Here is a 15,568-nt window from a genome sequence, read left to right as displayed (position 1 = left end):
TTCTTCAGCGTTATTCTTTTGCGTTAAGTCATCACGCTTATTATTCGATTAGTTCCAATGAGATTCCACCCGTTCGTTCACCAAATGTTAACAGTATGATAGAAGCAAGCACCAACATCACCGCAAGAATAATAAACAAGCCCTTTTCGCCATATCCGGACACGATAACAGGGATAAACAGTTGCGAGAGAGAAACGGCCAGCCGATAAAACGCATTAATTGTACCGACTGCTGTATTCCGCATTTTCGTGGGATAATGTTCCGGTATATATGCGGTCTGCATGCTGCTCATACCCATCAATGTTGCATTCAGTAGTATTGCCATGATCAGCGTTGCAATATATACATTAATATGCGCATAGATAAACGCCATCATAGCCATAAAAAAGATCCAGACAGTTAAGGGAATCTTACGCCCACCCTTATCAGCAAAAAAAGAAACAACCATTAATCCTAGCGGAGCCCCGCACATATAGGCTGTCCCTATGCTTAAGCTTTGTTCCAAAGAAAATCCTTTGAGTGAAGCCAGGGTTGGAATCCATACAGCACAAGCAAAGCTGACGACCGTCGTAAGCGTACCGAACAAGAGTAAGATGACAGTACGTTTTAAATATTTTCGGGTCAGCATACCGGTAAATTGTTCATAAACATTGACTTTAGGCGGAATATTTTTAACTGCCTCACTTAGATCCACATCAATCCCACTGAGTTCACGGATTATCTTTTCTGCTTCACTGACTCTGCCTTTCGAAGCTAGCCAGCGCGGCGATTCTTTAAGATATTTTAGCCCCAGCAGGAAAGAAGTATATCCTAAGGCACCAAAAAAGAATATAATTCGCCAGGCTTCAGGACCGGTTGGGATTATCGCTCTGGAAATAAAACCAATAGCCGGCATAGCGCAGAATCCACCTGTGTTTATTAAACTTTGCCATTTTCCCCGTCCTTCCGCGGGAGACATTTCAGAAATATAGGCCATCGAAGTAACCATTAGCATGAGAATACCAAAACCCGTCGTCACTCTAGCCAGAACAAAAAGAGGAAAATCTGTAACCATACCGTTAAGAACAGATGCGGTCGAGAAGATCAACATTGCATACAAAAAGGTTTTACGGCGCCCAAAAAGATCAGACAGAATACCGCCAAGAAATCCGCCAAGGGTCATACCTAAAAAATAGAGGGAAGTAATCAACGAAATTTTTTCCTTGGTCAGAAAACCACTTTTGATCATAGCTGGGGCAATAAAAGCAAAATTGTTGTTATCTAATTGCTCAAAGAAATACGCTAAAGCAATAATGACAAAAAGAAATATTTGTTGTTTTGTTACCCGAAGGCCATCAAAATAATTATTCGTTCTTCTTACTGTGTTCGACAATATGAACACTCCTTTATCCCAATGATGTTTCAAATCGTATCATTTGGTTTACTATAATCAATTCAACGTGATTAGTAGTCGGATTCATTTTGATGTTGAATATTGGTTTTGGCATTTTTTCAAATCTTATGGATTTTCTATTCTCAAGTAGAAATACCTTCAGTGATAATGATCAATGAAGGTATTTCTGGTATAGTAAATTTTCTAATTGTGATTCTCGTTGTTATCCAACTTGTCCCTGTGTTGACCACTCGATGTTTGCCCCATTGCATTGCTAAGATTGGATTTTAACCCAGACGGTACAGATAAACGCATCCGATAGGCTTGGACCAGCTTAGCCCTCTTATCCGGATCCTTTTCCCAGGAATCATCTTCCTGAAGCATGGCTAATAATTCAGCAACAGTATAGTTTTCTTTTGTCATTTTTAACTGTTCCTTTCTTATTTTTTACCGTAGTCATTCGCAAATTCATAAACTGCCAAAACATTTTCGGTTTTGGCATCCTGTGCACTGAGCAAAGGTCTGTCCTGCATGAAGATAAACCCTCCGCCTGGAGCAAACGTGTCAAAGCATTTTTTAACGTAGTCGATACATTCCTGTTTTGTCCCATACTTTAATAAGTTAGCTGTTATTCCAACGGCCAGCGTACACCAATCACCAATAAGTTTATGTGCTTCAAACGGATCATCTTCCTCGAGCATGATGATCATGCTTCCTTTGGGCGTCTGGCGATATCGCTCTATGGTGTTGAGAAACTTCCCTTCACCCTTCAGGAAAAACTTCAAGCCGGCTTTCATATAGGGTTCATACATTTTGAGAAAAGGTTCCATAAAATATTCATCAAATTGTTTTCCATTTAAGAAACATTCAACGTGATAACCGGTCATTCCGACTTTAAGACCCGGGATCTTGGCTACATCCTCTGGCGTTATTCTGAGGGCTGCCATATCCTGTTCAAACATTTTGTCACAGGCTGCTTTGACCTTGGCCGGTCTCCTGCGCAGATCGATCAACGTATCCTTCATGCCTCTTAACTTATCAAAAATAACTTTCAACGGCGCGGTGTAGATCAGGGGGAAATTGCAGAGCGTATACAACGATTTGTCATTAAAGCCCTGTTTAATCAAGTCATTGGTGTCCATGAATTTTTTAAATTCAACCATACTGTTTTTGACGGCTGCATAAGCATCTTCTTTTCGTTCTTCTTGAAAAGCAGGAATTCTACTTTTAAGAAAGGTCTCCTCTAAAAATTCATGTGGATCCCTGATCAACTCGTCATAGTCTTCGTCTTTCATATAAACGTCAGCGACCTGGGCGTGGGCAACTGTTGTATCGTCATTAGCCAAGTAAAAATTATCACAGCCCAGGGCCTGAAAAGCTTTATACGGATAGGGCAACGTTCCGCCTGCCCAAATATAGTCCAGACAAATATCATCTAGAAATTTGAGAAACTTTTCAGCGGTAAGCTTTGGATCATGCTCAACCTCCTTATACGTGACTCCGGCATACGTAAACGGCCAATAAACAAACTCCATGCCGACGGGCACTTTTTTAGGCTCCCTAAAACTGGTTGCATCAAATAAATTTTGTTCTCTTTCTTTGTACAAAGAATTTGAATCCACGTTCGGAACCCCCTTACGATTTTGATATCTTAATGTGATTTTAACACAACTTTAGCTTAACTTTTTCAACGGAAAATCTCCAATATTCAGACTCTCGCTCAGTTCAATCCCTGATTTTTCCACAGTCTCAAAGCCTTGCGCCTCAATTTTAAGGGAATATACCCCCCTATTAAGTTTTCTAAACCAAAAGTCCCCGAAATCGTCGGTGCTGGTTTGATAAGTTTTCCCTTCGGGCGTAACAAGACTGATGGAAGCGCCCTCAATGATATCGTTTGTACTGGGATCCCATACTTCACCAGCCAGGAATAGTTTAGGCAGGTTCAAATAGTAAACGCGCGGTCGGCAATCACTTTCTGGCAGCATGATTTCTGCCTTGGCGATTTCCTCGGCAAAATCTGCTTCCTCACCGAAGCTAAGTCCGCCCGTAGCACAAAGATCAACACAGTGAGGTATTTTCCCTTCATCAACGAGATGCGCGCATCCAGTACATTTCTGGGCAATTTTAAGTTCCTCGTTCCAGTAAATAGCACCGTACGGGCAGGATGCTGCCAGTTCGCGTTTGCCTTCTGACTTTACCGGATCAATAATGACCAAACCGTCTTCCCGTTTATACACTGCGTCCGGTGCAGCCTGCTGACATGCCGGCTGATCGCAGTGCATACATAACCAGGGAGTGTATTCAACAAAAACTTTTGGAACCTGGCCATGATCTTTTTCCTTAACCTTCAGCCAGAATTGACCCGTATTCGGTTGGGGTTTAGCGTAAGGCATCCAATCATTACCGACATGCTCATCTTTGCAGGCCACCTGGCACCCGTAACAACCATTACAGCGTTCAGCGTCAAATATAAATACTTTCATCTTGCTCCTCCTATTTTGCGAGCCAAGCATCGATAACAACGCCTGTCTCCGGATCATACTTGCGGGAGAAAGCCTCAGGGTATTGCTTAGCTAATTCAAAAACATCAACCTTCTCGATACCTACCAAATAACCGCTGGTGACTTCACCAGCACAATTCTTAGAAATAATCGTTTTGGGCGCAATCAGGTTATTCGATCCCCCCCTGTCACTTTCCCCCAGGACAATCGGGTCAATTCGGGCTCCATGATCCTGAAGAACGGTACTGGGCCGAATTCTCTCGGTGACATAAGCTCCACCGAGTACCCACCCACGTTCATTGAAAATCTTGACAATATCTCCTGATTTTACACCGAGCTTTTGTGCATCCAGCGGATTGATCCAGACCGGTTCATAAGCATAGCCGTCAGGACCTTTCACTTTACACGTCTTGACCTCCCGGAACCAAGCGCAGTCATCAAGCTGGGAATGGAGCCGCCAATGTGGGTGGTTGGATACGAGTAAGAACGGGTAATTTTCAGCCCGCGGTGTGGTCAGCCGTTCATCCGGATGGGATTCACCTTTCTCGATCCATTTCGGGTAAGGACCGCGCTCATCATCATCCGGGAAATATTTTGCCAGGCGCTCGGAATAATATTCGATAAATCCGCTCGGGGTCGTCAACGGGAAACTCTCCGGATCAATATAAAACGGATAGAATCCTGCGAAATCCCCTTCCCAATTATCTGCGGCTGGGACAACATAACACTTCTTCTCTTTGAACTCTTCAAAGCTCATATAGTCCTGTACACCAGAGTTTTCAAAACCTTTTTTGATTTTATCTTCTATTGTTTCATTCTTGGAAACCGCACTCAGAACACCCAGCTTCTCCGCTATCACCAGAGTCGATTCATAGTCGCTTTTCGACTCACCCAAAGGCTCGATGGATTGTTCCTCCAATACCAACGTGTTGTAGTTGCCGGAGCCAATATCTGCGTTAATATCATATTCTTCAAATTTTGTATTAATCGGTAGGATAACATCTGCAAACAAGCAATCATCTTCCATCCAAATATGCTGGGCTACAACAAATTCGATATGCTCGCTATGAAGCGCATCTATAAACTTGAAGCCGCCATTCCAGGAAGATGTCCATTTAGGGGAATCCGTCCAAACCATGTGAATTCTTTCAGAGCCTTCAACCGGATACGTTAATTTTCTGAATTGATCTTCTACCGGAGTACCGGCAACTGTACACCCATGCCAAGTAAGCGGATTTTCATGGGAATAATCTCCAGCAAGTGCTTCCGGTACCAGTGTTTCCGGAACTAACGATTCCCTCTGATTTGCTCGGTATGGGAATAAAATAGAGCCGAGAGTGGGAATAAATTTCGAACGCGGAGCAGGCATCTGCGAATCCATACTGAAAATTTGATACTCCATCATTTTCATCTGGTTACGTCCGGGCTTACCCAATGCTTGCATGCCTAGAAGAGCCACTTCAAGCCGCGCTGGTTCATGCGAATACGTAGAACGAATGAAAGACCCACCATTGCAGTGCGCAATCGTTGTATTTTGTTTCGCCCACGAACGGGCCAACGCCTTGATTTGCCGTGCCGGTATGCCGCAGATAGCCTCAGCCCATTCCGGCGTTTTGGGAATGCCGTCGTCCAGTCCCATTACCTGATTTTCAAAGTATTCAAAACCGACGGCATGGGTCTTAATATATTCTTTATCATAGAGATCTTCTTTGATCCAAGTATGGGCAATAGCTAATTGTAGGGCTGAATCCGTATTAGGCAAAACAGGCAGCCACTTGTTGGCGTGCACAGCACAGCCATAGTTAACATCCGGACATACATAGACCTGACGTACACCGATATCCCGTAAAAAGAAACAGTAACGGCTTGGAAAATGTCCTCCCCAGCCCCAGGGAGTCGTAACAACATCGCAGCCCCAAAACAAAACCATATCAGAGTTCTTAGCTACATCGTGAAATAAATTATTTTGATCGCCTTGTCCGATAGGGTCTTGCCCCCACATGTGCTTGGCACCCCAATACCAACCTTCCCAGCTGTCCGCATTGCGTGCTTGTAACGTGTATCCGCCTAACGCATCCAGCATGGCTCCTTCCGTTCCGCGGGGTCCATGGATCATCTTGACTGCATGGTGTCCGTCCGACTGCACAAAAATTGAATTCATCCCGTACTTTTCTTTGATCCGCAATACTTCTTTGGCAATAATCTCAGTCGCCTCATCCCAGGAAATACGTACATATTTAGATTTACCGCGATTTTGGATGTTTCTTTCCCCATTGGGATCAAAATCCACCCGCTTCATCGGATATAAAATTCGATTTGGGGAATAAACACGCTGTTTATAGGCCAGCGCAAACGGGGTAATTTCGGACTTCTCTTTAGCCTTAAATTCCTTGCCACGTGCTTTAATGCTCCAGGTGTTCAATCCCTCTTTCGGAGCGTGCTCAGTGTAACTAAACGGCCGTGTCCGAAGTAGTCTTCCATCTTTGACGTCAATTTCCGCTGGATCGGAGGCTGTACACGGACCACAGAAACCTAACGTTTTGATTGTTGTTTTAATTTCTGACAAAAAAATTGCTCCTTTCACATAATTTACGATGAAATTTCAACATCACCTATTATGGTTTTTACTGAAAACTTCGTCCAGAAACAAAATAGTGATACTATAACAATTTTTTATTGTTTTATGACGAAGAATAATCAAAGCCCGGATTTTTGTTCTAAAAATCTGGGCTAAAATTTGATAATCCTTCCTATCTCTGCTAAGTACCCATTTCAACAAATATTAAGGGCATTCCCATTATATCGTAATTTACTTAAGCCACTCCTGGCATATTTTAACGCCTTCTGCCGCGTTTGTCGTAAAAGCATCGGCACCAATTTGCTTGCATGCTTCAGCAGTAACCGGGTTTCCACCAATAATAATTTTTACATTATCCCTCAGACCGGCGTTTTTGAGTTCTTCAACTGTCTTTTTCATTGCTTCTAGGGCAAGAGTTAATACTCCGCTCATTCCGATAACATCCGGTTTAACTTCTTCAACTTTTTCGACAAAGGTGCTTGGTTTCTGATCGATTCCCAAATCAAACACTTCAAAACCAGCTGCTTCTGCCATGCTTCTGAAGATGTTTTTTCCGATGTCATGCAAATCCCCTTCAACAGTTCCTAGGACAATTTTGCCAACTTTCGAGGCACTTGCACTTCCAATGATTGGTTTCAGGCTTTCAATCGACTGACTAAGTAATTCCCCCGCGAAGATTAAATCTCCGACAAAATACTCTCCACTTTCGAATTGTTCACCGACGATAGCCATCCCTTGTTGACAGGCATTGACAACTGCCTGAGCATCTCCTTCGGTAGGGTTGCTCGCAACAAAATCATTCAGTAGTTGAAGTAATTTTTCTTCATCCAACTGTCCCACCGCAGACGTTACTTCTGATAATTGAATCATTAAAATCACCTTTCTTATAAATAAATAGATTAGTTATTAATTGAAAGCTTTTTTATTATGCGTACTTGCAAACGCTTAGTCCAGAAACAAAATTGTGATACGTATTCAATATTTTGTTGATAAGTTCTTTATTTCTCATATAGTTTATCCTTCAATTTTCAGTCGCAACAAAAAAATGATACTGTTACATATTTTTGTTTCTAGTCTATCCTTCGTTCCATTCCGATAATTAAATTGTTGGAGTATTTTTAGCAAAGCATTCCCTTAACTACATATCAAAATATTATTAATTATGGAATGAAGGAAGGAAAACTAAATGATTATTGATTTGAATAACGATCAATTATTGGAGTGTTATGCGGAAGTTTTTTCACAACTTAAAGAAATTTTAAAGGAAGACCTGATGGTCACAATCTCAAATAAAACTCACTTTTTATACTACTACCCGGGTAATGAAATGAAATTTCCTCCCGGAGAAAATCCTGTCGGGCAGCCGTTACCGCCCACTGGCGCGTTTGTTCATACGGTGGAAAGCGGAAAATGTTATTTCGGCATTGCCGATAAAGAAAGGTTTGGATTTCCATTTATCTCAATCACATACCCGCTTAAAAATCGAAACGGAGATCGAATCGGCTGTCTAGCCCTAGGACGGAGCCTGAAGAAAGAGAATGCCATTGCCGAGATATCGCACGGTTTAGCCTCTACAATTGAAGAAATGAATGCCGGCTTACAAGAGATAGCTTCAGGTTCGCAAGGTCTTTCCAATAAAATTAATTACGTTGTTCATTCTGCTCAAGACACTGCCACAAGAATAAAAGAAATTAATAAAGTAATCGATGCCATCACAGATATTTCCTCTCACTCCAACCTGCTGGGCCTTAATGCTGCCATTGAGGCAGCCCGCGCCGGTGAACAAGGCAGAGGATTTGCTGTCGTTGCTGAAGAAATGCGAATACTCGCTGCCCAAAGTAAAGATTCGGCAATAACCGTGACTCAAATTCTTACCCAGATGAAAGAATCGATTGAAGGAATTATAGCCGATATTACCGATATTGGAGATATTGCAGGGACTCAAGCCGCTGCTACGGAAGAAATGACTGCTGCAATCGAAGAAGTCACTGAGAAATCACAAAACTTAGCTGAACTTTCGACTATAAAAGATGCTACAAACTCATAAGCACTGCAACATTTTTATAAAGAATGACACTCCTTTATGCTTTAACTAAACCCTCTGCTTCCCGTTTCTAGATTATAAATAAAACAGAGCTTATTCTGGATATTCACTTAGAAACTTCCGAACAAGCTCTAATACCATTATATTAATTAACTTCTCAGCATCTATTTAGCTTGTAAATAGGCTTGTTTATTGACTTCCTCAAGGGAAATCTTACTTGTCTTATCACCCCAAACAAGGAGTACAACAGCCGGGATTACAATAATAGCCGCATTGATCATATTGATTCCCATCCAATGGTATGCTGCATATAATCCTGGTACTGCCAATTGGCAGAAGGAAATCAGTAAACGTACCGTGCCGAAAATATAACCGACTGCATTGGTTCTGACATTAGTAGGATAAGACTCAGCCAGATAAGTCCAAAGCATGGTATTGCAGCCTGAGCCGACGATTTTTTGGAAAAACATCACAATTATAAGAATTACCGGTACTAATGTCATCCCAGCTAAGACATAGGTCACAGCCAGACCAACCATACAGATGAACAACGGCAATTTCCGTCCCCCAAGATCAGTATAGAAAGAGGAAAGGAAATCCCCGGTTGGAATGCCCCACAAGGACAAGGAAATAACCATCAGAACTGTCGGCATTGCCATACCGCCCATCACCAATGCTGTGGAATAGAAGTTGAAGAAAAGCATAGAACCGCCGGTTACGCCGATTGTCAAAATAAACAATACGATCGTCCGTTTTATATACCCTTTGCCAAACATAACTCTCAAAGCTTCTATGGCACTGGCCTTTCGGGTTATCCTTGCGGCTTCTTGGCTTAAATCACATTTTCCTCCCGTAACCTCTTCAACGATTTTCTCCGCTTCGGCAGTTCTGCCTTTGGTTACCAGCCAGCGAGGAGATTCACGCAACCATGATGCGCCTATGAATACAAGAATAATTCCAAGAGCTCCAAGGAGAAAAACAATACGCCAGTTATCCGGACCTTTAGGAATAATATAAGCAGCAAACATGCCGATTAAGGGTAGGCTGATTGTCCCTGATGCAATGGTGATCGCCTGATACCGGCCTCTTTTTTCAGACGGCATCATTTCCGAGATATACACCATCGCGATAACGACCGTTGCGATACAACCCATACCGGTAATTAAACGAGAAGCTGCAATTAAAGGATAAACTGTAAAAATTGCATTGCCGAGTGACCCAAGAGAAAAAACACTTACGGTTGTAAGAATAGCTTTTTTACGTCCAATTTTATCCGCAAGCCATCCGCCAAAAACGGCGCCAATAAAAGCCCCGAAGAAATTATAAAAGTTAATATCGCCGATTTGTTGCGCTGTAATACCATATCTCTTCATTAATGTCGGAGCTGCATTCTGAAAAGTTGCGTTGTCCATTTGGTCAAAAACATAAACAAATGCTGTTACCCACAAAAACCGTCTTTGGGTATTATTGATTTTATGTCCATCAAAATAGGTTGCTCCGCCACTAGCATTACCTGCCATAAAAACAAGTCCCTCCACTTCAATATAATAGTATTACATCCATACGAATAAAACTCCTAATTCACCTTCTTTCTAAAGTTTAATAAGACTTTAATAGGGATAGTGTTCTACTCTGAGATTTGAGAAACAAGTTATACAAGAGGAGAAATGCCGGCCGTACACTCTCCATCTTAGTACCAAGATTATCGGCGAAATCATAACTTCAATTAATTTATAGCAATCAGGACGTATTATGGAGTAATTTTTTTTATACGTAGCGAAGCATCACAACTTTTATAATTAACGTAAAGCAACAATTGCGTAATTATTGACGAATATGCTTTTAGATAAGATGAAGATTAGTAGAATAGAACAAAAATATTTATTAAAGCAGAGGGGCTTAGCCCCCCGCTGTTTCTCGAAAAAACATGAATTCATGTTTAACGTACGCATAATATTTTTACCTAAAATTAAAGTCCTGCAATGGTTAGTTAAATTCAAACCTTTTTATTTTGTTAATTAATAAGCATTTACTTAACCCACGCCTGACAGATCTTCACGCCATCCGCTGCATTCGTCGTGAATGCATCCGCGCCAATCTGCATGCAGGCTTCTGCAGTTACAGGATTCCCTCCGATAATGATTTTTACTTTATCTCGCATACCTGCTTTACAGATTTCATCGACCGTCTTTCTCATAGATTCCAAAGCCAGCGTTAATACCCCGCTCATCCCAATGACATCCGGCCGAACCTCTTTGATTTTATCAACATATGCGCTCGGTTTTTGGTCGATTCCGAGGTCATAAACTTCGAATCCCGCTGCTTCTGCCATGCTTCTAAAAATATTTTTGCCTATATCGTGCAAATCTCCTTCGACTGTCCCCAAGACAATTTTCCCAACTTTAACAGACTTTCCTCTTCCAATAACCGGTTTCAGCATTTCCATTGATTGGGTTAAAAGTTCACCTGCAAAGATCAAATCCCCAACAAAATATTCTCCGCTTTCAAAAAGTTCCCCGACTATTGCCATCCCTTGTTGGCAAGCGTTAACAACAACCTGAGCCTCTTCCTCTGTCGGACCGCCTGAGACAAAACTCTCCAGTAACTGGTTTAGTTTTTCCTCATCTAATTGTCCAACTGCTTTCGTTATTTCCGTTAATTGAAGCATTTTTAACACCCTTTCATAAATAGCGATTTATCATCATTCTTTTTGATAAGTTAACATTTGTTAAGCCATGATGATAAGACAAATATACAGAGGTCAGTAATCCAACAATTTTCTTTTCACCCGTCGCACTTTTCTACTCGTCCCAATTATTGGACTTTTTGAAAAGCGACCAGCTTTTGTGATTTCACCAAGACTGTACACTTATGTTTGACACGCAACTATGTAAATGCAAATTATGTACCAACTCGCAATGTATCTACAGAATTGCTGTCTATGGGTAAAAAACAGGCGAATATACTTCTTATCGATACGACAGGCAAACAGATTTACTTTTATGGCCGTCTATTTATGATTTTTGTTGCAATAATAGGCGATAAGCTTACTGTTTGAATTATCATGGATTAGCCTGTGTGATAAAAAAACTTCTCCTTGTCATAGAGTGTTTATACTTTCCTCACGATGACAAGGGGAGTAAACCTCACTGCAACCCTAGATTATTTTTTTATGCGACGGTATACGGTCGTTTTGCTGATTCCTAACATTGCTGCGGCCTGAGTGACATTATTGTTTGTTGCTTCCATAGCTTTTTTTACATATATTGTTTCGATTTCATCCAAAGAAGGTAATAAGTTCATTTCGATATCATTGTCGATTAACTTATTCAATCTATCCAACACTCCCCGAAATTTGCTCGTACCTTTTTGAACATCCTCCGATACATGTTTCGTAGTGATATTCTTTCCATAAGCCATACTCACACAATAAGCGATTGCATTTTCCAGTTCGCGGACATTTCCGGGCCACTGGTTATCGTGGAACATCCGCTGGACTTCGGGCATTACTTCTGGGACTGGCAAGTTGTTTTTCTTGCAGTATTTTTCCAAAAAATATCGGCTTAAAAGTTCAACATCACCTACCCTTTCCCGTAATGGCGGGATATTTAAGGACAGGACTGAGAGACGAAAATAGAGATCTTGGCGAAATTTCCTCTCTGTAATCAGTTGTTTCAAATTTTGATTTGTTGCAGCAATTACTCGGAAATCAACAGTTTTATATTTAACACTGCCTAGGCGCACGACTTGTTTATCCTGAAGTACACGAAGTAGGATTGCCTGGATATCAACAGGCATGTCACCGATCTCATCCAAAAAAAGCGTTCCACCATCTGCCAGTTCAATTTTGCCTGGGCGCCCATTTTTTTCTGCTCCTGTAAAAGTTCCCTGTTCATACCCAAATAATTCACTTTCGATCAAACTGCGCGGAAAGGCTGCACAATTTAAGGCAATGAAAGGTCCGTTTGTATTATAAGCACTATGAATTGCTTGGGCAAAAAGTTCTTTTCCCGTACCGCTTTCCCCTGTTAAAAGTATATTTTCATTCGAGCGGGCAAGGGTCTTGGCAACTTTAATAGTTTCTTTAATGGCTGGACTTTGCCCGATAATATTATCGAAACTAAATTTAGTTATCATCCCAATTGCATTTTCAGCCTTAAGAAGGCTTTTTTCTTTTGCTGTAATACAAAGAGATGCATATACACGCTCAGTTGAGTCTTTCATGGGAAACGGTGTAAAGCGAAATGAATATTTTTTTTTGGTCTGATGTTTTATAATTGAACCGTCAAAATGAGCCGGTTTTCCCCTCTGCATGATCATCAGAAAGGTTTTGGGATCATGATAATAATTTGTAAACAGAAGTTTCCCAAATTTATTTTTTTCTGTGTCGGCAATCCCCAGGATTTCCATCGCCTGCTGGTTTATATCAATAATATAGCCATCCCGATCCATTGTAAGCATGCCATCATCAAATTGATTTAAAATGAAATCCTGTAAGGTGAGTCGGTATACCATCTTCTTTTCTAAGTTATTCTTTATTTTTATTGCTTTCCAGGCGTGTTCTATGGCCAAAGCAATTGTACAAACGAAATGTAATTTATTTAATTGAGCATCTTCTGCCATATCAATCCATTCGTGACTTTCCAATCTTTTCGTTAGAAATACGGCTGCGTAATAATTACCGGCCTCATCAAATATTGGGGCCCCCCAAACAAGATGCTTACCCCTGCTGTCTTGATAGTTTTCAGGCCCACAGAGCTGAATTGGGCAATGGTATTCTCGCATCAACGAATGGCAATTCGTCCCCAGGATATTTTCGCCAGGAATCGGATTCGCATAGACAGCTTCTATATAAACCCATCTTTCCAAAATCCGGATATTATCTCTATCAACAAGTTCCAGATCAAAAGTCCCATTTTGCTCCTGATAGTGATAGATCTCATCAAAGACAGATTTTGCGGCTTCAATAATCCCTTCGTTGCGGGCAATCGCAAGCAACACATTTTCTCGTTCGTGCCTATCTTCTATCAACAATGTAGTATCAGGAAACATACCTTTTCTATAGCAACGAAGCCAGGAAGCAGCAATGCGCTTATCCAAATAGATCTGTTCCGTCTCAGTATCAATTCCTTTATCCCGAATTTCCTTTTTATATTCGACAAGATTAGACCAACGTTCTTTGGACATAGGACAAAAAATCATATTCTCTTTGTCTTGTGTGTTCATAAGCTCACTCCCCCGCGTATCAAATATGGACGATTATATATAATATAATGCATTTCAAGATAAAAATATATAATTTGCGTTGCATATCTTAATTTTTCCACAGCAAAGCGTCTATTATTGCATTTAATAAATTATGTACTCAGAATAGCACTTTGTATGTAATCATTTTTTTCATATATGAACGTTGAAAACTGAATTATTTTTCAAAAATAACTTCTTTACCGCAAGAAATTTAATCAATTTGTTTATAAGCATAATACGCGTATATCTTAATTTTCACCTATAAATAACCCTCAGACATTGCAAAAGTTGACCAGTATTTTAAATTAAATGAACGTTGGCATAAAAGATGCATATATTTTGTTGTAACGTCTGGTCACTTGTTGTTTGACATACTTTCACACTGTTAAAAAGAGGAGTGAACTTTTTTCAAGACAGAATTTAAAGAACCGATATCAAAATTAAAAGGAGCGTATTATTTTGGAACAAGCATTAAAAGCAGAACGAATTCAAAACATATTAGATACGACTAATTTCATAGAACCTAAAAAGGTGCCTGTAGGTATCGAATTCATCACCTGGCCATTTGCCTACGCCGGGGTCACTTATCGCGAAGTAATGCATGACCCTAAGCGTGCGGCTGAATGTTATGTCAAGTTTCTAGACAATATCGAATTGGATTGGGTATGGGGCGCGCCTGGTGTCCCCTTTCCGATTGAGTCTTTCCATTCTCTGGGCATCAAAAGCTATGAAATCGCTATTGACGATACGTGTATTCAGCATCAGCAAGTTTACACCCAATACATGGAAGCAGAAGAATATGACAACTATATTAAAGACCCTAAAGGATTTCAAAAAAACGTATTTATCCGACGTACCGCCTCTGCTTTTTCCCTTCCGCGGGATGAAGCTTACGCTGCTCTGAAAGACGCCGCTCAAAAGTATAAACCTTTACGCGATATGAATAATCTTATTCGCGAAACCGTTTTCAACCAAAAACAAATCGTTTCGCTTACTGGGCCGGGCTCACCTATGTATTACGCTCCATTCGATACGCTATTTGACCATATGCGCGGAATTAAAAACGCCCTCACCGATATCAGACGCAGGCCAGACAAAGTTAAGGAAGCTTGCGATGCGATCTGGGCGCAAACAAAGCCTCTCATTAATCCTGATAATTATAAAGATAAACCTTTTCTTTTCGGCAGGACCTTCTATCATAGTGCATGCTTCATCTCACCCAAACAGTTTGACGAGTTGATTTTTTCTTATTTCCTAGACGGATATGGTGAATTGATTGAAAACGGTCTAAAATTCTATCTTAAGGGTGAAGGCCAGTTTCTTAAGCTGTTGGACAGATATAGACAGTTTCCTAAAGGATCTATGGTCATCATGCTGGATGAGGATGACCCATTTGAGGCCTATAAAATCATCGGTGACTGGCAGACTGTGGCAACCGGCATCCGTACAGACCTGATGCAATATGGTACGAAACAGCAATGTGTCGACTATGTTAAAAAGTGCTTTGATACTTTTGCGCCTGGCGGTGGATTCATGTTTACTTTAAACAAACCGCTTATCGCTGCCAATGACGTCAAGATCGATAATCTCATTGCCGTTTATCAGACTGCAAATGAACTGAGCAGAAAATAAAGGAGGATACACAATAATGGAAAACGAACAATTCGATTATACCGTTGATGAACTTTTTGAACAGCTTAAAGCAGACCCCTCCTGGAATGATGACGCTGAAGAACGTACAGCGATTGCGAATGAACTGAAAATGACGCTCTCTCTTCTTGGCTACTAATAGATTTAAAGGAAAACGCCAAGAAAATCAGTAGCTC

Annotated in this window: 13 protein-coding genes; 4 read left to right on the top strand and 9 right to left on the bottom strand. The window is 40.9% G+C overall.

Translation table 11 applies throughout. The annotated features are described in order from the left end of the window. Window positions 1-40: 40 nt before the first annotated feature. The 6 genes from LPY66_RS06230 to LPY66_RS06205 all read right to left on the bottom strand — a co-directional run bounded on the left by LPY66_RS06230 (window position 41) and on the right by LPY66_RS06205 (window position 7,321). Window positions 41-1,381 carry an MFS transporter gene (locus LPY66_RS06230; protein ID WP_443112463.1) on the bottom strand — a complete coding sequence of 447 codons (1,341 nt, stop codon included), beginning with the start codon at window positions 1,379-1,381 and terminating at the stop codon, window positions 41-43. A 195-nt stretch (window positions 1,382-1,576) separates the two neighbouring features. Beyond that, window positions 1,577-1,795 (bottom strand): hypothetical protein, encoded by a 219-nt coding sequence (locus tag LPY66_RS06225; protein WP_337987230.1) that lies wholly within the window; start codon window positions 1,793-1,795, stop codon window positions 1,577-1,579. 17 nt (window positions 1,796-1,812) lie between these two features. Continuing rightward, window positions 1,813-2,994: a hypothetical protein gene (locus LPY66_RS06220; RefSeq protein ID WP_337987229.1), complete on the bottom strand. Its 1,182-nt coding sequence runs from the start codon at window positions 2,992-2,994 to the stop codon at window positions 1,813-1,815. 51 nt (window positions 2,995-3,045) lie between these two features. Continuing rightward, on the bottom strand, window positions 3,046-3,855 hold the full coding sequence (locus LPY66_RS06215; protein ID WP_337987228.1) for a 4Fe-4S dicluster domain-containing protein: 810 nt from the start codon (window positions 3,853-3,855) through the stop codon (window positions 3,046-3,048). A gap of 10 nt (window positions 3,856-3,865) precedes the next feature. Continuing rightward, window positions 3,866-6,439: a molybdopterin-dependent oxidoreductase gene (locus LPY66_RS06210; RefSeq protein WP_337987227.1), complete on the bottom strand. Its 2,574-nt coding sequence runs from the start codon at window positions 6,437-6,439 to the stop codon at window positions 3,866-3,868. A gap of 243 nt (window positions 6,440-6,682) precedes the next feature. Continuing rightward, window positions 6,683-7,321: a cobalamin B12-binding domain-containing protein gene (locus LPY66_RS06205; RefSeq protein ID WP_337987226.1), complete on the bottom strand. Its 639-nt coding sequence runs from the start codon at window positions 7,319-7,321 to the stop codon at window positions 6,683-6,685. Window positions 7,322-7,637: 316 nt separating this feature from the next. Between LPY66_RS06205 and LPY66_RS06200 the strand changes: the two genes are divergently transcribed. Beyond that, window positions 7,638-8,498, top strand: a complete 861-nt coding sequence (locus LPY66_RS06200; protein WP_337987225.1) for a methyl-accepting chemotaxis protein — start codon at window positions 7,638-7,640, stop codon at window positions 8,496-8,498. 161 nt (window positions 8,499-8,659) lie between these two features. Here LPY66_RS06200 and LPY66_RS06195 read toward each other — a convergent pair whose 3' ends face one another. Both LPY66_RS06195 and LPY66_RS06190 read right to left on the bottom strand, forming a co-directional pair. Then, window positions 8,660-10,015, bottom strand: coding sequence for an MFS transporter (locus LPY66_RS06195; protein WP_337987224.1), 1,356 nt, complete (start codon window positions 10,013-10,015; stop codon window positions 8,660-8,662). A gap of 509 nt (window positions 10,016-10,524) precedes the next feature. Continuing rightward, complete coding sequence (locus tag LPY66_RS06190) at window positions 10,525-11,163, bottom strand: cobalamin B12-binding domain-containing protein (protein WP_337987223.1); 639 nt, start codon at window positions 11,161-11,163, stop codon at window positions 10,525-10,527. 207 nt (window positions 11,164-11,370) lie between these two features. Here LPY66_RS06190 and LPY66_RS06185 point away from each other — a divergent pair, with 207 nt between their 5' ends. Then, window positions 11,371-11,553, top strand: coding sequence for a hypothetical protein (locus tag LPY66_RS06185; protein WP_337987222.1), 183 nt, complete (start codon window positions 11,371-11,373; stop codon window positions 11,551-11,553). Between the two features lie 104 nt (window positions 11,554-11,657). Here LPY66_RS06185 and LPY66_RS06180 read toward each other — a convergent pair whose 3' ends face one another. Next, entirely contained in the window at window positions 11,658-13,595 is a 1,938-nt protein-coding gene (locus LPY66_RS06180; protein WP_337987221.1) for a sigma-54 interaction domain-containing protein, read from the bottom strand. Window positions 13,596-14,201: 606 nt separating this feature from the next. On the opposite strand from LPY66_RS06180, the gene LPY66_RS06175 reads away from it, so the two are divergent. Beyond that, window positions 14,202-15,374: a hypothetical protein gene (locus tag LPY66_RS06175; RefSeq protein WP_337987220.1), complete on the top strand. Its 1,173-nt coding sequence runs from the start codon at window positions 14,202-14,204 to the stop codon at window positions 15,372-15,374. Between the two features lie 16 nt (window positions 15,375-15,390). Continuing rightward, entirely contained in the window at window positions 15,391-15,531 is a 141-nt protein-coding gene (locus LPY66_RS06170) for a hypothetical protein (RefSeq protein WP_337987219.1), read from the top strand. The last annotated feature ends 37 nt before the right edge of the window (window positions 15,532-15,568 follow it).

Origin of the sequence: Dehalobacter sp. DCM (assembly GCF_024972775.1) — a bacterium.
Classification (GTDB): domain Bacteria; phylum Bacillota; class Desulfitobacteriia; order Desulfitobacteriales; family Syntrophobotulaceae; genus Dehalobacter.
This window is presented reverse-complemented; position numbering and strand designations above follow the sequence as displayed.

Bases quoted from the DNA above. Each gene is read 5' to 3' on its own strand.
- LPY66_RS06225 (WP_337987230.1), bottom strand. From the start codon at position 1,795: ATGACAAAAGAAAACTATACTGTTGCTGAATTATTAGCCATGCTTCAG.
- LPY66_RS06215 (WP_337987228.1), bottom strand. From the start codon at position 3,855: ATGAAAGTATTTATATTTGACGCTGAACGCTGTAATGGTTGTTACGGG.
- LPY66_RS06205 (WP_337987226.1), bottom strand. From the start codon at position 7,321: ATGATTCAATTATCAGAAGTAACGTCTGCGGTGGGACAGTTGGATGAA.
- LPY66_RS06200 (WP_337987225.1), top strand. From the start codon at position 7,638: ATGATTATTGATTTGAATAACGATCAATTATTGGAGTGTTATGCGGAA.
- LPY66_RS06195 (WP_337987224.1), bottom strand. From the start codon at position 10,015: ATGGCAGGTAATGCTAGTGGCGGAGCAACCTATTTTGATGGACATAAA.
- LPY66_RS06190 (WP_337987223.1), bottom strand. From the start codon at position 11,163: ATGCTTCAATTAACGGAAATAACGAAAGCAGTTGGACAATTAGATGAG.
- LPY66_RS06170 (WP_337987219.1), top strand. From the start codon at position 15,391: ATGGAAAACGAACAATTCGATTATACCGTTGATGAACTTTTTGAACAG.